Origin of the sequence: Amycolatopsis sp. lyj-90 (genome assembly GCF_046549035.1) — a bacterium.
Classification (GTDB): Bacteria; Actinomycetota; Actinomycetes; order Mycobacteriales; family Pseudonocardiaceae; genus Amycolatopsis.
In genome coordinates, this window is sequence record NZ_JAJPWP010000001.1 from 617,480 (window position 1) to 640,464 (window position 22,985).

A 22,985-nucleotide genomic window follows, 5' to 3' on the forward strand; every position below is an offset into this window, starting at 1 on the left:
GAAAAGCCGGGTATTCCGTCTTTCTCAGGCAACCCACAGGAATTCCGGCCGCCGCCGGTTCTCGAAAGGGAAGTCCATGACGCGAAGACCACTGCTCGTCGTTTTGACCGCCGTGACGGCGATGCTCGCCTCCACCGCGGTCGCCGCCGCGGCCCCGCCGGGGGTGGACCCGGCCACGGTCGACCTCACCCTCAACGCGGGGCAGAGCACGACCGTGACCAAGAACGTGACGACCTCGGCGGTGCCGCCGAACCCCGACCTGGTCCTGCTCGCGGACACCACGGGCAGCATGGGCGGCCCGATCGGCAACGTGCGGGCGAACGCCAACGCCATCACCGGTGACGTGCTCGCCGCACAGCCGACCGCGCAATTCGGCGTCGCCGAGTACAAGGACTTCACCGACTCGGTGCCGTTCAAGGTCAATCAGGGGATCACCGGGAACACCGCCGCGGTCCAGGCGGGCATCAACCAGTGGGCGGCGTCGGGTGGCGGCGACACACCGGAAGCGAACCTGAACGCCCTGTTCCAGCTGGCCACCGGCGCGGTCACCTTCCGGCCGGACGGCACCCGCATCATCGCGTGGTTCGGCGACGCGCCGTCGCACGATCCGAGCGGCGGGCACACCCTGGCGCAGACCATCGCGGCACTGCAGGCGGCGAAGATCCGCGTGGTCGCCGTCAACGTCGGCGGCCTCGACGCCACCGGGCAGGCCAGCGCCATCACCTCGGCCACGGGTGGTGTGCTGCTGAACAACGTCCCCGCGGGTCAGGTCTCCCAGGCCATCCTGGACGGCATCAAGTCCATCGAGGTCACGGTGACCCCGACGGTGACCAGCTGCGATCCGGAGCTCACCGTCACGAACGTCCCCAGCAGCGTCAAGGTGACCAGCGGCGACGTCGCCACGTTCACCGAGACGATCGCGGCGTCGGCGAGCGCCGCTCCCGGCACCTACCACTGTGTGGTCGACTACCAGGTCGACGGCATTTCGCGCGGGTACATCGAGACCACGACCGTGCGCGTGTTCGGCTTGAGCATCAACGACGTGACGGTCAACGAAGGCTCGGGTGGAGCGCCGGTCCCGGCGACCTTCACGGTCTCGCTGCTCGGTGGCCCGAGCCCGAACCCGGTGACGGTCCAGTACTCGACGGCCAACGGCACCGCGACCGCGCCCGCCGACTACTCGACGGCGAGTGGCACGGTGACCTTCGCGCCCGGTGAGACGACCAAACCGGTGACCGTCCAGGTCGTCCCGGACACCGTCGACGAGCCGAACGAGACGTTCACGGTGAACCTCTCGGCCCCGTCGGGCGCGGGCCTCGTCGATCCGATCGGCGTGGGCACGATCCTCGACGACGACCGTGACGGCGTCTTCTCCTGCACGGGTACCGCGGCGAACGTGCTCGGCGTGGTCGCGGCGCAGGCCAACCCGGCGAACCTGCCTTGTGCCGACGACTCCCGCACCGTCGCGGCCGCGACGCTCAACGCGGGCCTGATCAAGGTGGAAACCCAGGTGCTGACCGCGTCGACCGATCTCACGCCGGACAACCAGTCGGTGGCCCCGGCCGTGGGCGATCGCGCGCTGGCGTCGGCCAAGATCGACAAGACGGTGATCAGCACGCTCGGGCTGACCGTCGAACTCGGCGTGATCCAGTCGCAGGCCACGGCGACCTGTCAGCCGGCGCCGGGCGGTCTCGCCCCGGTCCTGGCGGGCAGTTCGAACGTCGCTTCGCTGAAGATCAACGGTCAGGCGATCACGGTGGGCTCGGCCCCGTTGACCATCCCTCTGGTCATCGGTTCGTTGAAGCTCAACGGCCAGACCGTGGCGAACGGCGTCGTGAAGCAGCAGGCCGTCGCCCTGGAAACCGTGCTCACGACGATCGTGCTCGCGGAATCCCAGGCCGACGTGCACGGCACCGCCGCACATCCGGCTGGCAACCCTTGCCGCCGCTGATCCGGTGAAGCCGGCCGGGGCGGACGGGAATCCTGTCCGCCCCGGCCGGTGTGTCAGGAAAGCGCCTTGACCGCCGCGGCCGTGGCGTCCGCGAGGAGCTTGTTGTCGATCTTGGCGTCCGCGGTGGCCCGGTCGGTCAGGACCGAGATGACGATCGGGGCCCGGTCCGGCGGCCACACGACACCGATGTCGTTGCGTGTTCCGTAGCCCGCCGTGCCGGTCTTGTCGGCGACCGGCCAGCCGGGGACCCCGGCGCGGATGTTCGTGTCGCCGGTGGTGTTGGCGCGCATGATGTCGACGAGAACCTTGCGTTTGTCCTCGGGAAGCGCGTCGCCGAGGGCGAAGGCGCGCAAGCTCACGGCGAGAGCGCGAGGAGTGCTCGTGTCCCGGAGATCACCCGGAGCGGTGTCGTTGAGCAAGGGTTCGATCCGGTCGGCGTGGCTCGTGGTGTCGCCGATCCCGCGCAACACCGCGTTGAGGCCCTCGGGGCCGCCGAGTTCGCGGAAGAGCAGGTTGCCACCGGTGTTGTCGCTGTAGCGAAGGGTGGCGTCGATGACGGCGCGCAGCGGCATTCCGGTCGCGACGTGCTTCTCGGTCACCGGCGAGTTGGAAACCAGGTCCTTTTGGCTGTAGGTGACCGTCCGGTCCAGATCGGCGAGTGGCGTCCGCTGCAGGACACCGCCCGCGGTGAACACCTTGTGCGTCGAGGCGTAGGCGAACCGCTCCTCGGAGCGGAAGGCGACCTCGCGGCCGGTCGCCGTGTCCACCGCGTACACCCCGAGCCTGGCGGTGAAGGCGCGTTCCAGCTGCTCGAAGTCGGCTCGCCCGTCCGCGGCGACCGGGGTGGCGGCGGGGGCGGCAGACGGCTGCGCGGGAGTGGGAGTGGAGCACGCGGCGAGTGGCACGACCGAGAGCGCCAGGAGCGCGGCTCGGCCTGCCCACCGGCGAGAAGTGACGGACACGGTGATTCCTTTCAAGATCGTTCGATGTCCGCAGTCTGGCCACCACCGTTCATGCCGTCCAAGACATGAATGACCTGTTCCATGCGAAAGCCGCATAGTATGTGGTCGTGGACTTGATCGGCAGCTGCCGGGCGTTCGTGAGCGTGAGTGAGGCCGGGACCTTCACCGCGGGAGCCGCGATCGCCCGCATCCCCCAACCGGTGGCGAGCCGTCGGATCGCCGCGCTGGAACGGCATTTCGGCGAGCGGCTGTTCGACCGCTCCACCCGGCGCGCCCGGCTCACCCCGTTCGGCAGGGACATGCTGCCGTCGGCGAAACGGCTGGTCACCCTGGCCGACGCCATGGAGCACGATGCGCAACGAGCCAAACTGCGCCCGCTGCGGCTCGCGATGCCGGAAACCTGCCCCACTCGCGAACTCGCCGAACTCGACGCGGCGGCGCGGGCACTGGACGTCTTCCTGGAATTCCGGCAGGCCCCGCCGCGGGAACGAGCCGAACTCGTGCGCACCCAAGAGGTCCGCGCGGCTCTCGCCGCCGTTCCCGCCGAAGAGGGCGTGTGGCGCGTCCCTCTCGGTGTCGCCGGTGGAGGCAGGCCGCGAACGGGTTCGTTCCACCTGGAAACACTGCGTGTCGGCCGGTCCGGCCGGACGCCCCGGCGGGTCTGGATCCAGCCGGAGGACGACGTCCCGCATCTCCGCGACCGCCTGTTCCGGATTCGCGACTCGGTGGGGTTGCGCCCGGCGCAGGTCGCCGTCGCCGATTCGCTCACCGCTGCCGCGGCGGCCGTGTACGGCTCGGACGATCTGCTGCTGTGTTCGACGGCCCAGGCCGTCGAACTCGGCCTGGCCTGGCAGCCCATCGGGGAGATCCGGCTCGCCCGCGGTTTCGAGATCGCGGCGGGGCCCGGCGAGGACGCGCAGCGGCTCCGTGCACGATTGTGGTCCGACATCGCCCGGTGTCTCGGCGCGGACGAAACCGAGGAGACGACATGAACGCGGAAACGCTGCTCTCGCGGTTGCGCGCCGAACTGGACGACGGCGGCCTGCGGGGCTCGTTCCTGGTACGCGACCTGCGGACCGGGTATGAGATCGGCATCGACCCCGACCTGGAGTTCCCGAGCGCCTCGCTGGTGAAGATCCCGCTCGCCGCGGCAACCCTGGAGCGGATCCGCCGGGGCGAACTCGACGGTTCGGCGCCGATCGACGTCCAGCCGGGCCGCGCCACCGCGCCCGGGCCGACCGGGCTGACCCGGTTCCGGCATCCGGCCAGGGTGGCGATCGACGACCTGCTTTACCTCAGCATGGCCATCAGTGACGAAACCGCGGCCGACACCCTCTTCGCGCTGACGCCACCCGCCGAAGTCACCAGGATGACGCGCGACTGGGGAGTTTCCGGGATCACCGCGCGGCATCCGGTCGCGGACCTCAGCGACACGCCCGCGGAACGTTTCGACCCCACCGACGTCCACCTCGCGCATGCCCTCGCGATCAACGCGGGCACCGCGGGGCAAGGACATCCCGTTCCCCAGCTCGACGTCACGCGCGCGAGTTCCGGCTCGGCCCGCGCGTTCACGAGCCTGCTCGAAGCGCTGTGGACACCGTCCAAAGTGGACGACGGGGTGGCGTCGAGGGTGCGTGAACTGATGGGGCTCAACCTGTTGCGTCAACGGCTGAGCCCCGACTTCGTCTCCGACGCCACGAAATGGTCGTCGAAGACGGGCACACTGCTGAACCTGCGGCACGAGGTCGGGGTGGTCGAACACGCCGACGGCGGGACCTACGCGATCGCCGCGCTGACCGAATCCCGGGTGCCCGCGGCGATCCAGCCGGAGGCCGAGGTGCTGATGGCCCGCGTGGCGCGGGCGCTGCGCGACCACCTGCGCGCGGGCCACGTTTGCGCGCTGCCGGACACGGGTATCAGCGGCATGTGCTCGACCCATCGCCTGATCTCGCCGCGCACTTCCCGGAACTGAGGGACCAACGCCTCGTCGTCGACTACGAGGACGCCGACGACCCGGTCCTGCGCCGCCCGGACGGCTCCCCGATCGACACGTGGCGGGAGAACTATCCGTACCCGGCACGGATGTCGCGCGAGGAATACGACGTGGTGAAACGGTCGCTGCAGATCGAACTGCTGAAGCTGCAGTACTGGATCAAGGCCACCGGCGGCCGCATGGTGATCCTGTTCGAAGGCCGGGACGCGGCGGGCAAGGGCGGCACCATCAAGCGGTTCACCGAACATCTCAACCCGCGCGGCGCGAGGGTGGTGGCACTGAGCAAACCCTCCGAGCGCGAGCAGGGCGAGTGGTATTTCCAGCGGTACGCGAACCATCTGCCCACCGAGGGCGAGATCGTGCTGTTCGACCGGTCCTGGTACAACCGCGCCGGCGTCGAACGGGTGATGGGGTACTGCGCGGACGACCAGTACGAACGGTTCATGCGGCAGGCGCCGACCTTCGAGCGGATGCTCGTCGACGACGGGATCATCCTGGTGAAACTGTGGTTCTCGGTGTCGAAATCCGAGCAGCGCACCCGGTTCCTGATCCGGCAGGTCGACCCGGTGCGCCAGTGGAAGCTGAGCGCCAACGACGTCGAATCGCTGGACCACTGGGACGCCTACACCGAGGCGAAGGTCGCGATGTTCCGTTCCACCGACACGGAGATCGCGCCGTGGACGGTGGTCAAGAGCAACGACAAGAAACGCGCGCGCGTCGAGGCGATGCGCAGCGTGCTCGCGCGCGTCGACTACGCCGACAAGGACAAGGACACCGTCGGTGAGCCGGATCTGAAGGTGGTCGGCGCCGCGGCGACCCTTCTGGAGGAGGGGGAGGACGAAGCGTCGCTCAGTCCGACCCCGATCGCGCGGCTGGAGTACCCCGATCACGGGCCGGGCCTGCATCCGGAATCGGACGAGTCTCCCTAGGTAGCGGCGTGCGTCCGGTGTGGCGTGGGTCAAGCTCCGAGACCACTCCGACCCCCGTCGACGATGAAGGAATCGGGACACTCAACGTCCCAATTCCTTCATCCTCCACGCTCGAACCTGCCGCGGTGAGATTCCGGTGTCATCGAACTCCGAGACCGGAGCGACCCCCCTCGACTACCGCACTACACCTTCGCCCTGGTCACGCGTAGGTAGGCAAACACCGGCCCGCTCCAACCCGAATCGCCACTCACGACCACCCCGACCCAGTGCCCTCCGGCGCCGCGCTGCTGTCTACGGACCACGGTCCCGACCCACGCCTCACCGGTCATCCCGCCCCGGCAAACGTGAGCAGCCCCGCCCCGCCAGCCGCGCAAGCCCTGGTCCGGACACCTCCCGCGAGCCGGTGAAAGCGAGTACCCAAGAACTGAGGAAATGCTCATAATTGTGTCATGACCTGCGAAAACATCTGGGGGCCGAAGTGATCCCACGCCTTCAGGCCCCGACCTCGCGCAAGATGATCACGCTGGAAGTGAAGGAGCGCGTCAGCCTGAGCCCGAACTTCGTGTCGGTCACCCTCGGCGGCCCGGCGTTGAAGGATCTCGTCGTGACCGGCGCGGATCAGACGGTGCGGCTGTTCTTCCCTCGCGAAGGTCAGGACCGCCTGCGGATGCCCACCTTCTCGAACGAGGCCTGGATGCCGCAGGTGATGCTGCTGCCCAAGTCGGTCCGGCCCTGGGTGCGCACCCTCACCATCCGCCGGGCGAGGCCCGCAGACGACGAGGTCGACATCGAGTTCGCCCTCCACGGCAGCTCGCCGATGAGCGATTGGGTACGGCGGGTGAGGCCAGGGGATCCGGCCGGCATCTTCGACATGGGCACGACCTACCGGCCACCGGACGACGTCGGCAGGCAGCTGATCGTCGCCGACGAGAGTGCCCTTCCCGCCGCCTTGGCGATTCTCGACGACGCCCCGGAATCCCTTGCCGCGGAAGTCTTCCTGGAAGTGCCGACCGCCGCCGACATCCGCCGGTACGACAGCACCGACCGCGTCCGCATCCATTGGCTCGGCCGGGACGATCCGGGACGGCGTCCGGGAAGTCTCGCGCTCGAGGCGGTCCAGCAGGCGTCGCTGCCGCCCGGCCGGTTCTACACGTGGGTCGCGGGGGAGTCCCGCCTCGCGACAGCGGTGCGCCGCCACCTGGTGTCCGAGCGGGGCGCGGCTAAAGCGGACATCTCCTTCGCCGGATATTGGCGACACGGCTGGTCCAGCCCCGGGTGAACCGGAGGTGTCGAGATCCTGCCATGTCGGGTATCCGCCATCCCCCGGCCGTGTAGGAAAGCTGATCACCGGTCTTTACTTCACGTACGGACGTCGGGGGCTCCTGTCGAAAGGGATCATGGTGATCAGTAGTACGAGAAAGACGCGGAGAGGCACGGTGGCGGTGATCGCCGGCGCCTTCCTGGCTTCGGGCCTGGTGCTGGCTCCCGCGGCGGGTGCGGCTCCTGCCGCCAAGGCCGACCCGGACACCGCGGCGCTCGCGGGCGCGCTGACCAAACAGGCCGTGGCCTGGGGCGAGTGCTCGTTCCCCTCGGTCGCCCCGGCGACGGAAGCCGCGCTGAAGAAGGTCAAGGGGTTGGCCTGCGCCACCGTCCAGGTGCCGCGTGACTGGCACAACCCGCAGGACGGCAACACCATCGGCGTCCGTGTCTCGAAGACCGCGACCGCGTACCCCGGCACGGGCCGTCAGGGCATCGCGCTGGTCAACCCGGGTGGACCCGGCGGCGAGGGCCTGCCGTGGGGCGCCGCGATGGCGATGCGCAGCCCGGTGCTGGCCTCGCAGTACGACTTCGTCGGCTTCGACCCGCGCGGCGTCGGTCAGAGCACCCCGCTGACCTGTACCTACACCGTCCCGGACAGCACGGATCAGAACGTGATCAGCCGGGCGAAGGTCGACGGCTGCCTGAAGAACCCGCTGACGAAGTTCATCACCACCGAGCAGACCGCGTACGACATGGACTTCATCCGTGTGCTGCTCGGCGAGAAGAAGACCAGCTACATCGGTTACTCGTACGGCACGTGGCTCGGCACCTGGTACGCCACCACGTTCCCGAGCAAGGCGCACCGGTTCCTGCTCGACTCGTCGACCGACGCGAGCCGCTCGACGCTCGAGAAGACCTGGGACCTGCAGCCGCGCAGCCGTGACCGCCAGTTCCAGGAGGCCCTGCTGCCGTACATGGCGCGCAACGACGCCAAGTACAAGACGGGCACCGACCCGCTCGAGATCCGCCGTAACTGGGAGAAGGCCGGTGGCACCCGGGAGTTCGCGGGCATGCTCTACGCCGCCTGGTTCATCATCCCGGCGATGTACGACACGACGCAGTACCCGTCGGCCGCTTCGATGGTCGCCGCGCTGGCCAAGAAGCCCGCGACCACCGGAACCGACGCGGAGAAGCTCGAGCGGGTCGTCGCCGAGGCGCTGACCACGCCCGGTCTGACCGACGCGAACAAGGCGTTCCTGAACAAGGCCAAGGGCAACGCGCTGGAGGCCATCGCGAAGAAGGACTCGGTCGAGCGCAAGGCCTCCTACCAGGGCGGCGCCGAAGTCGAAACCTGGGACGCCGCGTTCGAGGCGATCCGCTGCCAGGACGGCCAGTGGAACCAGAACCTGCACTACTGGAATTTCTGGCAGGCCGATCTGACCGTGAACGCGCCCTTCATCGCGCCGATCATGGCTCAGTCGGGCGCCCCGCTCTGCGCGTTCTGGCAGACCACCAACGCCAAGCCCGCCCCGGACGCGAAGACGTTCCCGAAGCTGCTGATCGCGCAGACCGAACTGGACGCGGCCACGCCGTACGAGGGTGCGCTCGCCACCGCGAACGGCCTGCCGGGCGCCAAGATGATCAGCGTCGACAACGAAGGCAGCCACGGGATCTTCCCGTACAACACCGACTGCGTCGACGACCCGATCGTCGCCTACTTCCAGACCGGCCTCACCCCGAAGAAGAAGTTCACCGGCTGCCAGGGCCTGCCCCTGCCGGGTGAGGACAAGACGGTCGAGGTCGGCGGCAACCTCGGGCACGACGGGAAGATCAAGATCAAGATGATCACGCCCCAGGTGCGCAAGGCGAACGAGATCGTCCGTGAACTGCTCGAAGGCACCGCCACGCCGGAGGCCGACGAGAAGGGGATGCCTGCCAACAGCTAGTCCCCGAGGGCGCTGAACGAGGCTCCCGCGAGCCGTACTGGTTCGCGGGAGTCTCTTCGGCGTGGATCTGTGATCCTTTCGTTACCGGTTCAGGCGCACGAACCCGGCGCTTTCCCCCTCAAGAACAGTGAGCGGAACAGTGGTTCCGTGAGGCTTGACATCGATGTCAAGCGGTTGAGTCCTGGGGTGGGGGAGGAGAAGCGTCATGCTCGCCGAGTCGCGGGGCCTGTCGGTGGAGGCCGAGCAGCTGTATCGGGCCTTGCTGGACGGGCGCCCGATCACGCCCGGCGCCGAGCTGGCCGAGCTTGAGCGGTTCGGCCTGGTCCGGTCCGGTGCGGCCGGGGTCGAGGTGTGCCCGCCGCGGGCGGCGCTGTCGGCGTTCGCCGCGCAGCATGAGGCCGCGGCCATCCGCGCACGGGAAGCGGCCGAGGTACTCGGCGCCGCGTACTCGTTGAGGACGGGCAGGGACGCGGACTTCGTCGAGGTGCTCCGCAGCCGGGACGAGGTGATCGCCACCTTCGAGGCCATGCAGACGCAGTCGGGCGTGGACATCGTCGCGCTGGACCCCGGGTCGTACATGAGCCCGAAACCCGAAGTGAGCACGGTGCAGCCGGGATCGATGGCGCGAGGCATCGGCTACCGCGTCGTCTACGACTCGTCCGTGCTCCAAGACGACGACGGCTTCGCCCAGGTGCAGTCGAGTATCGCCCTGGGGGAGCAGGCCCGGGTCTTCCCCCGGCTGCCCTTGAAGCTGGTGATCGCCGACAGCAACCGCGCGCTGATCGCCGTCCCGAACTCCGACGCCGGTGACGTGCTGGCGCTGCTGATCCACCCGTCGATGCTGCTGAGCGCGTTGATCGAACTGTTCGAATCCTTCTGGCGGATGGCCGTACCGGTCCGGGCGGGCGGTCCGGACGACGCGGAGGCGGCACAGGAGCCGACTCTCGCCACCCGCCGTCTGCTCGCCTTGTTGAGCGGGGGCATGACCGACGAGGCGATCGCCCGCGAGCTCGGCATCAGCGAACGCACGGTGCTCCGTCGGATCAGCCGTCTGCAGCAACTACTGGGCGCGCAGACCCGGTTCCAGCTCGGCGCGCAGGCGTCGCGTCAGCGCTGGCTCTGATCGTCCGAAGTGGACTCTTCCGGTGGGCGCGTGCCCAAGAGCTGGTGTGCCCGCAGGGTCATTTGGATTTCCAAGCGCTGCGCGGGATCCGCGAGGCGGTCGCCGAACAGGTCGCTCAGCTGGCTGACCCGGTAGCGCACCGTCTGCGGGTGGATGCCGAGCGCCTGCGCAATGTCCGGTGTGCTCCCGTTGTGCTCCAGCCAGGCCAGCAACGTCTCCGCGAGCCGGATCTGCTGTTTCACCGTCAAACCGGAGAACGGCGCGAGCACCTTGTTCGACACCTCGTCGAGCAGGAAGCGGTCGAGCAGGAGCCAATGGGTGGCGAGGTGGTCCGAAGTGCGGGTCACCGGCCGGTCTTCGAGCACACCCCGGCTCACCAGGTCGAGGGTGCTTCTGGCCCAGCGCAGCGAGTTCGCGGCGTCGGCCGGGTGGACCCGCGGGCCGACGGCGGCACGCCAGCCCGGCAGCCTGCCGTCGAGGCCGCGCAGATCGCGACCCGGATTCGGGGTGAGCAAACAGGGTTCGTTGCCCTCCAGATCGAGCAGGACGTCGTCGGGGACGCGCGGAGCGGGGATCTGGTGTTGTTCGGCGCGCGGGTCGAGCGCGACGACGCAGATCCATTCCGGCATCTCCCACTGCGCGGCCTTCGCCATCGTCGCGATGGTCGAGGGGGAGGACGGAGGAGTGGCGAGGAGCAGTTCGAGCAGCCGTCTCCGCCGCCGTTCGAGCGTGCCGGTCGCGGTCGCCTGCGCGAGGGTGTAGCCCTCCACCGAATGGGACGAGATCTCGTCCACATAAGCGAAAATCGCCTCCGCGCCGATACAGAGGACGGCCGGGGGAAGGCGGTGTGCCTGGCCGAACTTCGCCACGTAGCGAAGCGCGGCGCGACCGCCGGCGCGATAAGCGGCCTGCAGCGTGTTCAGGCTTCCGCCGTCGCGATGCACGCGCTTGCCGACTTCGACGAACAGCCGCACCCAGTCGTCCGGGGGCGAGCCGAGTCCTCCGATGCTGTCGATGCAGCTGACCACCGCCTGCTCGATCGCCCGCACGATGACCTTGCCGAACTCGCCGTCCAGGGGTTTCCCGTACTCGGGGACGGCCTCTTGGATCTCCTCGAGGATCCGCCGCGCGAGCGGATCGGCGTGCGGCCGGAAACGCCGGGCCACCTCGGCGGGCAGTGAGCACCAGAGCAGTTGTGCCTGCCCCGCTCCTCGGGGCCGCGGGACGAGATCCCGTCCGGGATTCGTGGCCGTTCGGGTCATGGCTACTCCTTGCCGCACGACGACGTACGCGCACGACATGTACTCACACGGGTGAGGAAGTTGGCAACCGCCGTAGGGGGTTTATGTCGCCGGTACGAAGAAGGACGGCGGAAATTGTCACTTGGGACAGGGGTCGCGTTTCGTGAGTGGTAAAGACGGTTCCAACCGTCATTACCACTCACGAGGTGAGAAATGATTCCGACGCTGGTCATGATCGCGCTCGGGGCGTTCGTCACCACCCTCGACAACACGATCGTCGCCGCTGGCGCGCCTTCGATCGCCCGTGACCTCGGCCTGGATCTGCCCGCCCTGCAATGGGTGAGTATCGGCTACATGCTCCCGTTCGCCGGATTGCTGCCGGTGGCGGGCACCCTGGTGGACCGCTGGGGACAGGCCGCGACCCTGAGGGCCGGGCTGCTCGCGTTCGGCGCCGGCGCGATCGCGGGCGGGCTGGCCACGACGGCGTGGCTCGTGATCTCCGCCCGGGTACTGCAGGGCGCCGCCGCCGCGTTCCTCGTACCTGCCCTGCTCAGCCTGCTGCGCACCAATCTCGACGCGCGAAGACGGGCTGTCGGCGCGACGGTGTGGACGGCCTGTCTCGCGGCCGCGCTGGCGCTCGGCCCGACACTCGGCGGCGTGCTGAGCGAATACCTGGGCTGGGGCTGGATCTTCTTCGTCAATCTCCCTTTCGTGGCGGCGATGCTGTTCCTGCTGCGCCGGGTCGCCGCCGCCGGTCGCGATCCGGCGACAGGCAGACCTGCCGTGCTCTCGATGCTGGTGGTGACGACCGGGATGGTCCTGGTCACCGCCGCCGTGGTGGAACTGGGCGAGGGCGGCGCGCTGCTGCCCGCGGTGCTCGGCGCGGCGGGAACGGGCTTCGCGATCTGGTTCGTGTTCAGGGAAAGACGCGCGCGCGAGCGCCTGGTACCGGCGGAACTGACCGGTCAGCGGGTCTTCGTCGGCGCGCTCACCGTGCAACTGCTGTGGGGTCTGGGGGTTTCGGGCGTCTTCTTCTTCACGCCGTTGCTGCACCAGGAATCCCTCGGACTCAGCCCGGTGCTCGCCGGATTGCCGCTGGTGGTGGTGGCGGTCGCGGTCGTCGCGGCGACACCGCTGGTGCCCTGGGCGGTACCGCGATTCGGTCCACATCGGACTGTCGCGGCGGGGTTGGCCACGGTGGCCGCCGGACTGCTGGTCCTCGCCGCGGTCAACCATCTGCCGGAAGTGCCGCCGAGGATCCCCGGGCTGGTGCTGATCGGGGCCGGATCGGCCCTGACGACGCCGCTGACCTCGTATGCGCTGGAAATCGTGGCCGAGCGGTACGCGGGCACCGCTTCCGGCCTGCTCACCGCGTCCCGGGAACTGTCGAGCGCGCTGGGTGTCGCGCTGATCGGGACGGTTTTGGCGGTGGTGCGCACGGCGAATCTCGACGACGGCACGGCGTCCGCGCTGGCGAGTGGCTACACGGCGGGCCTGCTGACCGCGGCGGGGCTGGAACTCCTCGGCGCGCTGCTCGCGCTCCGGCTGCTGAACGACCGGGCCGGCCAAAGTCCGTCCCGAAGTGACAAGCGGGGTGCCACGTTTCTCTCTTCCCGGTGAGCATGGCCGCGGCGCCGTCGGCGTTTCCCGCTCCTTTCATTGACACCCTTCCCGGGTGATCCATACAGTTCCGGGCAGTTCAAGAACGGTCTCCGGAATGGAATCCGCTTTCGGCAACGGTGCCGTTCAGAATTCACCTGCTCCTGCTCACGTCGTCAAACGAGGGGCTATGGAAACCATTTCGGAAACGGTCGTCGCCGCCCACGGGCGGGACCACGCTCCCGGCGGGGAGTCGTTCGCGACCCTGCTGGAGTACTGGGCGCGGCGGCTCGGCGACGAGATCGCCGTGACCTACCTCGACCACCGTGCCGGCGCGGACGGCCGCGCGATCAGTCTCTCGTGGCGCGAACTCGACGACCGGGTCGACGTCCTCGCCACCCGGCTGGCCGTCTTCGCGGCCCCGGGTGATCGGGCGGCGATCCTGGCGCGGCAGTCCGCGGACTACGTCGTCGCGTTCCTCGGCGCGATCCGGGCTGGGCTGGTCGCGGTCCCGTTGTTCGCCCCGGACCTCCCCGGGCACGCGGGCAGGCTGGCCGCCGTGCTCGCCGACTGCGCGCCCCGGGTCGTGCTCACGACCGCCGACGGCATCGACGACGTCTCCGGTTTCCTCTCCTCGACGGACATCGAGCGCCCCGCGGTGCTCGCCGTCGACACCCCATCTCCGGTCGCGGCCGGTGAACGTTCCTGGCCGCGACCGGAACCGGACGGACTGGCGTACCTGCAGTACACGTCCGGTTCGACGCGCACCCCGGCGGGTGTGATGCTGACCCACCGCAACGCGCTCACGAACGCCCGCCAGGCCTGCGACGCCTACGCGATCGAAACCGGGACGACGTCCACCGTCAGCTGGCTGCCGCTCTTCCACGACATGGGCCTGATCCTCGGCATCGGCGCGCCGATGGCCGCGGGCGCCGCTTCGGTGCTGATGGATCCGCTCGCGTTCCTCGAACGCCCGTCACGGTGGCTGCGCGCGCTCACCGCCAGCCCCGGCGCGATCAGCGCGGCACCCAACTTCGCCTACGCCTACAGCGCTTCCCGCGTGACCGAGGACGAGAAGAGCTACCTCGAACTGAGCCGGGTCGTCTCGCTGATCAACGGAAGCGAACCGGTGCTGCCCGAGACCATCGCGAAATTCCACGACGCCTTCGAGGACTGCGGCCTGCGTCCCGAAGTGCACCGTTCCTCCTACGGGCTGGCCGAGGCCACCGTGCTCGTCGCCGTCACCGAGGCGGGCAAGGCGCCGCGGCAGGTCACCTTCGACCGCGAGCGGCTCGCCGCCGGGATCGCGATCCCGGCCGCCCCCGGCGCGACGTGCACCACGCTCGTCTCCTGCGGATTCCCTGCGGGCCAGCGGGTCCGCATCGCCGATCCGGTCACCGGCGCGCTCGTCGAACCGGGCAGGGTGGGGGAGATCCAGGTCAACGGCCCGAACATCGGCGTGGGCTACTGGGGACGGCCCGGCGAGTCCGCCGCCGTCTTCGGCCTCCCGCCGATCGATCCCGAGTCCGGCGCGGGCTGGCTGGCGACCGGGGATCTCGGCGTGCGCCACGGCGGTGAGCTGTTCATGACCGGCAGGTTGAAGGACCTCGTCATCGTCGACGGCCGCAACCACTACCCGCAGGACCTCGAACAGACCGTCGAGACGCATCCCGTGGTCCGGCCGCATTCCGCCGCGGTCTTCGCGATCGAGCACGGAGACGGCGAGGCGGCGGTCGTGGTGGTGGAACGGGCCAAGGCGATCGAGGCCGACGTCGCGGTGGCGGCCGGGGAGATCCGGAGAGCGGTCGCGGCCGCGCACGGGCTGCGTCCGCACGACGTCGTCTTCCTCGCCCCGGGCGAAGTCCCGCGCACCTCCAGCGGCAAGATCAGCCGGGCGCTGTGCCGGAAGTCCTATCTGGACGGTGTGCTCACCGCACGGCGGCTCGGGTGACCGCGGAGATCCGCGCCTGGCTCGTCGCGCGGGTGGCGGAGCGGACCGGGCTGCCCGCGGACCAGGTCGACCCGGACCGGCCGCTGCACGAAAGCGGTCTTTCCTCGCGGGAGTCGATGGAGTTGGCCGCGGATCTGGGCCGGTACCTCGGCCGTCCGCTGGCGCCGACCCTGGTGTGGCAGTACCCGACGATCGCCGCTCTCGCCGAGCGTCTGTCCACAGCGGACGGTGATGCCGTGACGACCGCGGAAGGCCGGGAAGAGGAGCCGATCGCCATCGTCGGGGTCGGCTGCCGTCTGCCCGGCGGGGCCGGATCCCCGGAGCGGTACTGGCACTTCCTCGACGCCGGGCGCGACGGCATCCGCGACGTCCCCGAAGACCGGTGGGAGGCGTTCGGCGACGACTTCGACTGGGTGCCCGGCCGAGGGGGATTCCTCGACGACATCGCCGGTTTCGACGCCGGGTTCTTCGGCATCACGCCGGGTGAGGCCGAAGCGATGGACCCCCAGCAGCGGATGCTGCTCGAGGTCGCCTGGGCAGCGCTGGAACACGCCGGGATCCCGCCGTCGAGCCTGCGGGGGACGCGGACCGGGGTGTTCGTCGGGCTCTCGGCCGGTGAGTACGGCCACCTGACGATGGCCGACGCCACCGCCGTCGACGTCTGGTCCGCCACCGGAGCCGCGACGAGCATCGCCGCCAACCGGCTTTCGTACCTGTTCGACCTGCGCGGGCCCAGCCTCACGCTCGACACCGCCTGCTCGTCTTCGCTGGTGGCGGTGCATCAGGCGGTGCAGAGCCTGCGTCGCGGCGAATGCGGGACCGCGCTCGTCGCCGGGGTGAACCTGCTGCTCTCACCCGCCGTCACCGCGACTTTCCAGCGCGCCGGGGTCCTCGCGCCCGACGGTCACTGCAAACCGTTCGACGCCGCCGCCGACGGCATCGCCCGCGGCGAGGGCTGCGGCGTCGTCGTGCTCAAACCGCTGAAGGCCGCGCGCCGCGCCGGGGACCGGGTGCTCGCGGTGATCCGCGGCAGCGCGGTGAACTCCGACGGCCGGTCCAACGGTCTCGTCGCGCCCAGCCCCGGCGCGCAGGCCGCGCTGTTGCGGGACGCCTACGCCGCGGCGGGCGTCGAACCGTCCTCTGTGGACTATGTGGAGGCGCACGGGACCGGCACCGAGCTGGGGGACCCGATCGAAGCCGTCGCGCTCGGCGAGGTGCTCGGAGCCGGCCGCGAACCCGGCTGCCCGCTCCTGATCGGCTCGGTGAAGGGCAACCTGGGGCATCTCGAAGGCGCGGCGGGAATCGCCGGGCTGATCAAGGTCGTCCTCGCCATGGTCCACCGGCGGCTGCCGCCGACCCCGCACCATCGCGAACCCAGCCCGCACATCGACTTCGCCGGTCTCGGCCTGCGAGTGGTCGGCACCGGGACGGACTGGCCGCGGTACTCCGGCGTCGCGCGCGCCGGGATCTCCGCTTTCGGCTTCGGCGGCACCAACGCGCATGTCGTCCTCGAAGAGTGGCCGGCCGCGTCGTTCGCCGCCCGCGGGACCGAAACCGCAGGCCCGAGGGTGTTCGCGCTGTCGGCAGGGGCTCCCGAAACGCTCCGCGCGCGGGCCGCCGATCTGGCGGACTGGCTCGAAGACCCGGCCAACGCCGCGGTGCCGCTGGACTCGGTCGCCGCGACGCTGGCGAGGAGCCGGGACCATCTGCCGGTGCGCGGCGCGGTGGTCGCCGGGGAACGCGGCCAGGTCGCCGCCGCGCTGCGGGAGATGACCGCCGTGGAGACCGTGCCCGTGCCCGGCGTCGTGTTCGTCTTCTCCGGCTACGGCTCCCAGTGGCCGGGGATGGGCCGCCGCCTGCTGAGCACCGAACCCGCTTTCCGCGCGGAGGTGGAGGCACTCGATCCCGTCTTCCAGGTCGAGGCCGGGTTCTCCCTGCGCGAGGTGCTCTCCGGCGAGCGCGACCTCCCGGACCTCTGCGCGACACAACTCGCGTTGTTCGGCATGCAGCTCGCTTTGGCCAAACTCTGGCGTGCGCACGGCGTCGTCCCGGCCGCGGTGCTCGGGCATTCGATGGGCGAGGTCGCGGCCGCCGTCGTCGCGGGTGCCCTGGACGTCGCCGACGGCCTGCGCGTGATGACCACGCGGGCCCGGCTGCTCGCGGAGGTCGACGCGACCGGCGACGGGGCGATGGCCGTGGTCGAGCTGTCCCCGGCCGAACTGGCCGACCTGGAAGCGGAGTTCCCCGGGATCACCGTCGCGGTCTACGCCTCGCCGGTCCAGTGCACCGTCAGCGGCGGCGCGGAGCAGGTCGAGGCGCTGGTCTCGCACGTCGAGAGCCTCGGCAGGCTGGCGAAGCGGCTGCCGGTCGGGGGCGCGGGCCATTCGGAAGCCGTCGACGCCGTCCTCGGCCGGTTCCGTGCCGATCTCGGCGGACTCTCGCCACGGCCCGCTGAAATCCCTTGCTACAGCAGCGTTCTCGACGATCCGCAGCGGACACCGGTGTTCGACGTCGAGTACTGGGCGGCGAACCTGCGCCGTCCGGTGCGGTTCAGTCAGGCACTCGCGGCCGCGACCGCCGACGGTTACGGCGTGTTCGTCGAGATCTCGCCGCATCCGGTGGCGCTGGCCGCGATCGAGCAGAGCACCGGGGCGCTGGCGCTGCCGTCGGCGAGCCGTAAAGTCGACGAGCGGAAGGCGTTCCTGACCACACTCGCCCGCCTCCACACACTCGGACTGCCCGGCGTGCTCGACGCCCGCGGCCCCCGTCCAGTACCGGTGGCGCTGCCCGGTCCGCGCTGGCGTCACCAGCGGTTCTGGCCCCGGCGCCCGGCCTCACGGCCCGGATCCGGTGGCGCTCATCCGTTGCTGGGCGTCCACATCGAACAGCCGACCGGCGGCGGGCACCTGTGGCACGCCGACGTCGGGACCGCGGCGCTGCCGTGGCTGGCCGACCACGCGGCGATGGGGGTCCCGTTGTTCCCCGCCGCCGGTTTCCTGGAGCTGGCGCTCGCGGCGGCCAAGGCGGTCCTGAGGCCCGGCGGGCAGCTTCGCGTCGGCGGCCTCGAACTGCACCGGGTGCTCCCGCTCGCAGCGCACACCGAGGTGACGACCAGTCTCGGCACCGGCTCCGGACAGTCCGAAGTGGACATCTACGCCCGGTCCGCGCACGGCGGCTGGATCCGGCACGCCACCGCCCGCGTCCGTGACGGGGAGACCGCGGTCGTGCCGTTCGGCGCTGTCGCGGACGATGCCCGGCCTGTCGACCTCTACCAGGTGCTCGCCGGGATGGGGCAGAGCTACGGTCCCGCCTTCCGTGGGCTGCGCGGGGTTCTGGCGGCGCCAGGCCGGGCTTCGGCGTCGATCACCATGCCCGCCGACCACCCGGCCTACGTCCTGCACCCGGTGATCGCCGACGCCTGCCTGCACGCGCTGGCCGCGGCCGGAGGAGACACGCTGCGCGAAGCCGACGGCGTCTTCCTGCCGCTGACCTTGGGCGAGGTCGTCCTCGCCGGTGACCCACGCCGCGGTGTCCGCGTCGACGCCGTCCTCGACTCGCTCGATCCGGCCGGTGACGGCCTGGTCGGCAGCGTCCAGCTGGTCGACGCCGACGACGTCGTGCTGGTCGAGTTCCGCGAGGTCTATTGCCGCCGGTTCCAGCGTTCGGCGCTGCCGGTGCCGATGGCGGACCTGCTGTTCGAGACGGTCTGGAGACAGGCCGAGCTGCCGGCGGCGGAACCGGGCACGCGCAGCTGGCTCGTCCTGCACGACGACGTGTCCTGGCTGACGGCGCTGCGCGGCAAGCTCGCCGAGTTCGGGGACGAGCTGGTGACGGCCCCGTTCGGAGACCGCGCCGCGCTGGCGGAACTCCTGCGATCCCGCGATGTGACAGGTGTCCTCGCGTGCGTCCCCACCACGGACGACCCTGACCCGATGAGCGCCGCGCGTGCGGTCGCGACGCTCTCCGGTGTCCTCGCCGAACTGTCCGAAGTGGCGTCCGCCCCGCGTTTGTGGCTGGTCGGCGCGGGCGCGTCGGCCGTCGAACCCGGCGAGCGCGGTGATCCCGGCCAGGCATGCCTGCGCGGCCTGGTCCGGGTCCTCGCCTTCGAACATCCCGAGCTGCGCGCGAGCCAGGTCGACTTCGACGCCGAGCCCGATCCCGCCCGGCTGTGGGTCGGCAGGCTGGTGGCGGAGATCCGCGCGGACGCGCCGGACGACGAGATTTCCTGGCGCGAAGGCGTCCGCTACACGCGGCAGCTGGCCCGCCCGGAACTCGGCGAACCCGGTCGCGAAACCGTGGTGCGTGACGGTGCCTACGTGATTACCGGTGGCCTGGGCGGCCTCGGCCTGGTCGCGGCGGAGTGGATGGCAAAACACGGCGCGAGCAGGCTGGTCCTCTCCGGACGTCGTGGTGCGAGCGCCGACGTCGAACCGATGCTGGCGGATCTGCGTGACCTGGGCGCAGACGTCCGCGTCGTCGCGGGCGACATCGCCGAACCGGGGACGGCCGAGGCGCTGGTCCTGGCGGCCACGGAAGGCGGTCTGCCCCTGCGCGGTGTGCTGCACGCGGCCGGCGTGCTGTCCGACGGCGCCGCCATCACCCTCGGGACCGAGGCCGTCGAAGCGGTCTGGCGGGCGAAAGCGCTGGGAGCGTGGCGGTTGCACGAGGCGACCGCCGGACACGAACTCGACTGGTGGCTGGCGTACTCGTCGGCGGCCGCGTTGTTCGGGTCGCCGGGGCAGGCCGCCTACGCCACCGCGAACGCCTGGGTAGATGCGCTCGTCGAGTGGAGGCGGGCCGCCGGGCTCCCGGCGGCGACCATCGGCTGGGGAGCCTGGGGTGAGGCGGGAGCGGCCGTCGGCAGCCGCAACCCGGTTCTCGAACCGCTCGGTACGGAGGAGGCGCTGGCGGCGATGGACGCCGTGCTGGCGCGTGATCGCGGGGCGACCGGGATCGCCCGCGTGGACGCCGGAACCGTACTGGCCCTGTTCCCACGGCTGGCCGGACGCCCGTTCTTCGAAATCCTGGTACCGGGGGAGGAACCGGCCGCCGGACCGTCCACTTGGGACGGATTGGACGCGTTGCGGGCGGTCCTGCCGGAAGCCGCCCGCGAGATGCTCGCCGACTACCTGGCCGGGCTCGTCGCCGGAATGCTCGGCCTCGCCGCGGACGAGATCGACAGGCACGTCTCCCTCACCCGGCTCGGCTTGGATTCCCTCACCGCCATGCGAGCCAGGGGCGTCGTGGAACGCGACTTCGGCCTGCCGTTGCCGATTCCGCTGCTGTTGCGCGGTGCCAGCCTCGCCGACCTCGCCGACCATCTCGCCGAAGAGGCCGGGTTCGGCGGGGCGGCTCCGCGGTCCGCCGTCCCGAACGTGGTGGTCGGGCCCCGCGATCCGGCCGAACGCTGGGTCGCCCGCCACTGGCAGGCTGAGCTGGGCGGCGCGGAACCCGGTGTCCACGAAGACTTCTTCGACGCGGGTGGCGACACCGACGCCGCCGAGCGGCTGCGCGCGGTGTTCGCCGGGCAGCTCGGAGCCGTCCCCGACCGGCTTTTCGCCACGCCGACCGTCGCCGCGATGGCCGACCTGCTGCGTGACCGGATCGAGGGACGCGGAGGCTGCCCGGTCCGTCCGCTGCGCGAAGGCGGTACCGAACCGGTGTTCCTGTTCCATCCGGCCGGGGGACCGACCAGCGTCTACGACGGGCTCGTCCGGCTGCTACCGGAGGGCAGGCCCGTCTACGGCCTCGAACGGATCGACGACGAGGACACCGTCGAGGGCAAGGCGGAGTGCTATCTCGAGCTGATCCGCGAAATCCAGCCACGTGGCCCGTACCGGCTGGGCGGCTGGTCGTTCGGCGGTTGCCTGGCCTACGAGACGGCCCGGCGGCTGACCGCGGCGGGGGAGCGGGTCGACGTCGTGTTCATGATCGACAGCATCCTGCCGCTGCCCGCGCCGGGGAAACCGGCGCACGAGATCCTGCTGGAGCGATTCGACCGGTTCGCCGAGCACGTCGAGAAGACCTACGGCGTCCCGTTGGACATCCCGCGCGAAGAGCTCGTCCAGCTCGGCGACGACGACCAGATCCGGCTGGTGATCAACAGGCTGGCCACGCGGGTGCCCGGGATGGGGCAGGGAGTGCTGCGGCACCAGTACGAGTCCTATGTGGACGCACGGGTGGCCGAACGCTACGACCCGGAACCGTACGCCGGGCCGGTGCTGCTGATGCGCGCGCAGGAGCCGCATCCGCTGACCACCACCCTCGACCCGCGCTACCTGCGCACCGACGACACCCTCGGCTGGGACGCCTTCTGCGCCGACCTCGAGGTCGTGCGGGTCCCGGGCGACCACCTGTCGATGATCGACCCGCCGCACGTCGAGGTGGTCGCCGCGGCGCTCGCGGCCCGGCTCACGGCACCGAGGGCGGCCCGGCCATGACCGACGTCCCGTTCGCTCCGACGACCGCGTTCCGGATCGCCGATCTCGCCGCCCGCCAGGACGAGGCCGTCCGGATCGCCGAGAAACGAGCCGTCGACCGGCAGCACGCCAAGGGCAAGCTGACCGCGCGCGAACGCATCGACCTGTTGCTGGACCCGGGCTCCTTCGTCGAACTCGACCAGTTCGCGCGGCACCGGTGCACCGAATTCGGGATGGACGCCAACCGGCCCTACGGCGACGGCGTGGTGACCGGGCACGGCACCGTCGACGGCAGGCAGATCTGTGTGTTCTCGCAGGACTTCACCGTGTTCGGCGGCAGTATGGGCGAGGTCTTCGGCGAGAAGGTCCTCAAGGTGATGGATCTGGCGATGACGTTGGGCTGCCCGGTGGTCGGGATCAACGATTCCGGCGGCGCCCGGATCCAGGAAGGCGTCGTCTCACTGGCCTACTACGCCGAACTCGGCAGGCGCAACGCGCTGGCCTCCGGGGTCATCCCGCAGATCTCGCTGATCATGGGCCCCTGCGCCGGTGGCGCCGTCTACTCGCCGGCGATCACCGACTTCACGGTGATGGTCGACGAGACCGCGCACATGTTCGTCACCGGGCCGGACGTCGTGCACGCCGTCAGCGGCGAGCGGGTCACCGCCCAGCAACTCGGCGGCGCCGCGGTGAACAGCGAGATCTCCGGCAACGCCCACCACCGGGCCGTCGGCGAGCAGGACGCGATCGACTGGGTGCAGACCTTGCTCGGCTATCTGCCGTCCAACAACCTCGACCCCGTCCCGGACTACGCCGACGAGACCGCTCCCGACCTCACCGCCGCCGATCTCGAGCTCGACAGGCTGATTCCCGATTCGCTGAACCAGGCCTACGACATGGCCGAGGTGATCCTCCGCCTCGTCGACGACGGCGAGTACACCGAGGTGCACAGTGCCTTCGCGCCCAACATGATCTGCGCGTTCGGCCGGGTGCAGGGCCGCACGGTCGGCGTCGTCGCCAACCAGCCGCGGTATCAGGCGGGCGTGATCGACATCGACGCCTCGGAGAAGGCCGCGCGGTTCGTGCGGTTCTGCGACGCCTTCAACATCCCGATCCTGACCCTCGCCGACGTCCCCGGCTATCTGCCCGGCGCGGACCAGGAACGGCACGGCATCATCCGCCGCGGCGCGAAACTGATCTACGCCTACGCCGAAGCGACCGTGCCGAAGGTGACCGTGGTGATCCGCAAGGCCTACGGCGGCGGCTACGCGGTGATGGGCTCGAAGCATCTCGGCGCGGACGTCAACCTGGCCTGGCCCACCGCGGAGATCGCGGTGATGGGCGCCGAGGGCGCTGTGCAGGTCCTGCACCGGCGTGAACTGGCCGCGCTGCCTCCGGAACAGCGGTCCGTCGAACAACGGCGGCTCACCGAGGCGTACCGCAAACGGCATTCGAACCCGTACCTCGCCGCGGAACGCGGCTACGTCGACCAGGTCATCGCGCCGTCGGAGACCCGCCTGCAGGTGTCCAGGGCGCTGCGCGCGCTGCGGACCAAACGGCAGACCCTCCCGGCCAAGAAGCACGGAAACATCCCTTTGTGAGCAAGGAGAA

At 70.4% G+C, this 22,985-nt stretch carries 13 protein-coding genes; 11 read left to right on the forward strand and 2 right to left on the reverse strand.

The window, feature by feature from the left end:
* Positions 1 to 76 precede the first annotated feature (76 nt).
* Positions 77 to 1,951 (forward strand): Calx-beta domain-containing protein, encoded by a 1,875-nt coding sequence (locus tag ACLJPX_RS02460; protein ID WP_410598512.1) that lies wholly within the window; start codon positions 77 to 79, stop codon positions 1,949 to 1,951.
* Between the two features lie 53 nt (positions 1,952 to 2,004).
* Here the strand turns inward: ACLJPX_RS02460 and bla are convergent, their stop codons facing one another.
* A complete protein-coding gene (gene bla, locus ACLJPX_RS02465) occupies positions 2,005 to 2,919 on the reverse strand; it encodes a class A beta-lactamase (RefSeq protein ID WP_410599080.1) in 915 nt (304 codons plus the stop codon).
* 95 nt (positions 2,920 to 3,014) lie between these two features.
* On the opposite strand from bla, the gene ACLJPX_RS02470 reads away from it, so the two are divergent.
* The 6 genes from ACLJPX_RS02470 to ACLJPX_RS02495 all read left to right on the forward strand — a co-directional run bounded on the left by ACLJPX_RS02470 (position 3,015) and on the right by ACLJPX_RS02495 (position 10,164).
* Positions 3,015 to 3,905 carry a LysR family transcriptional regulator gene (locus tag ACLJPX_RS02470; RefSeq protein ID WP_410598513.1) on the forward strand — a complete coding sequence of 297 codons (891 nt, stop codon included), beginning with the start codon at positions 3,015 to 3,017 and terminating at the stop codon, positions 3,903 to 3,905.
* Positions 3,902 to 4,885, forward strand: coding sequence for a serine hydrolase (locus ACLJPX_RS02475; protein WP_410598514.1), 984 nt, complete (start codon positions 3,902 to 3,904; stop codon positions 4,883 to 4,885). The genes ACLJPX_RS02470 and ACLJPX_RS02475 overlap by 4 nt, the downstream gene beginning before the upstream one ends.
* Positions 4,840 to 5,835 carry a polyphosphate kinase 2 gene (ppk2, locus tag ACLJPX_RS02480; protein ID WP_410598515.1) on the forward strand — a complete coding sequence of 332 codons (996 nt, stop codon included), beginning with the start codon at positions 4,840 to 4,842 and terminating at the stop codon, positions 5,833 to 5,835. The genes ACLJPX_RS02475 and ppk2 overlap by 46 nt, the downstream gene beginning before the upstream one ends.
* A 478-nt stretch (positions 5,836 to 6,313) precedes the next feature.
* The gene (locus ACLJPX_RS02485) at positions 6,314 to 7,114 is read left to right on the forward strand and encodes a siderophore-interacting protein (RefSeq protein WP_410598516.1); all 801 of its coding nucleotides are present in this window, start codon (positions 6,314 to 6,316) and stop codon (positions 7,112 to 7,114) included.
* Positions 7,115 to 7,271: 157 nt separating this feature from the next.
* Entirely contained in the window at positions 7,272 to 9,041 is a 1,770-nt protein-coding gene (locus ACLJPX_RS02490; protein ID WP_410598517.1) for an alpha/beta hydrolase, read from the forward strand.
* Positions 9,042 to 9,246: 205 nt separating this feature from the next.
* A complete protein-coding gene (locus ACLJPX_RS02495; protein WP_410598518.1) occupies positions 9,247 to 10,164 on the forward strand; it encodes a helix-turn-helix domain-containing protein in 918 nt (305 codons plus the stop codon).
* On the opposite strand, the gene ACLJPX_RS02500 is transcribed toward ACLJPX_RS02495, so the two are convergent.
* Complete coding sequence (locus ACLJPX_RS02500) at positions 10,149 to 11,426, reverse strand: helix-turn-helix domain-containing protein (RefSeq protein ID WP_410598519.1); 1,278 nt, start codon at positions 11,424 to 11,426, stop codon at positions 10,149 to 10,151. The genes ACLJPX_RS02495 and ACLJPX_RS02500 overlap by 16 nt on opposite strands.
* A gap of 192 nt (positions 11,427 to 11,618) precedes the next feature.
* On the opposite strand from ACLJPX_RS02500, the gene ACLJPX_RS02505 reads away from it, so the two are divergent.
* From ACLJPX_RS02505 to ACLJPX_RS02520, 4 genes are all read left to right on the forward strand, one after another.
* On the forward strand, positions 11,619 to 13,025 hold the full coding sequence (locus ACLJPX_RS02505; RefSeq protein WP_410598520.1) for an MFS transporter: 1,407 nt from the start codon (positions 11,619 to 11,621) through the stop codon (positions 13,023 to 13,025).
* Between the two features lie 169 nt (positions 13,026 to 13,194).
* Positions 13,195 to 14,955: a fatty acyl-AMP ligase gene (locus ACLJPX_RS02510; RefSeq protein WP_410598521.1), complete on the forward strand. Its 1,761-nt coding sequence runs from the start codon at positions 13,195 to 13,197 to the stop codon at positions 14,953 to 14,955.
* Complete coding sequence (locus ACLJPX_RS02515; protein ID WP_410598522.1) at positions 14,952 to 21,395, forward strand: SDR family NAD(P)-dependent oxidoreductase; 6,444 nt, start codon at positions 14,952 to 14,954, stop codon at positions 21,393 to 21,395. The genes ACLJPX_RS02510 and ACLJPX_RS02515 overlap by 4 nt, the downstream gene beginning before the upstream one ends.
* Positions 21,392 to 22,975, forward strand: coding sequence for an acyl-CoA carboxylase subunit beta (locus ACLJPX_RS02520; RefSeq protein WP_410598523.1), 1,584 nt, complete (start codon positions 21,392 to 21,394; stop codon positions 22,973 to 22,975). Before ACLJPX_RS02515 ends, ACLJPX_RS02520 begins: the two co-directional genes overlap by 4 nt.
* Positions 22,976 to 22,985 lie beyond the last annotated feature (10 nt).

Bases quoted from the DNA above. Each gene is read 5' to 3' on its own strand.
- ACLJPX_RS02495 (WP_410598518.1), top strand. From the start codon at position 9,247: ATGCTCGCCGAGTCGCGGGGCCTGTCGGTGGAGGCCGAGCAGCTGTAT.
- ACLJPX_RS02475 (WP_410598514.1), top strand. From the start codon at position 3,902: ATGAACGCGGAAACGCTGCTCTCGCGGTTGCGCGCCGAACTGGACGAC.
- ACLJPX_RS02505 (WP_410598520.1), top strand. From the start codon at position 11,619: ATGATTCCGACGCTGGTCATGATCGCGCTCGGGGCGTTCGTCACCACC.
- ACLJPX_RS02510 (WP_410598521.1), top strand. From the start codon at position 13,195: ATGGAAACCATTTCGGAAACGGTCGTCGCCGCCCACGGGCGGGACCAC.
- ACLJPX_RS02520 (WP_410598523.1), top strand. From the start codon at position 21,392: ATGACCGACGTCCCGTTCGCTCCGACGACCGCGTTCCGGATCGCCGAT.
- ACLJPX_RS02460 (WP_410598512.1), top strand. From the start codon at position 77: ATGACGCGAAGACCACTGCTCGTCGTTTTGACCGCCGTGACGGCGATG.
- ACLJPX_RS02500 (WP_410598519.1), bottom strand. From the start codon at position 11,426: ATGACCCGAACGGCCACGAATCCCGGACGGGATCTCGTCCCGCGGCCC.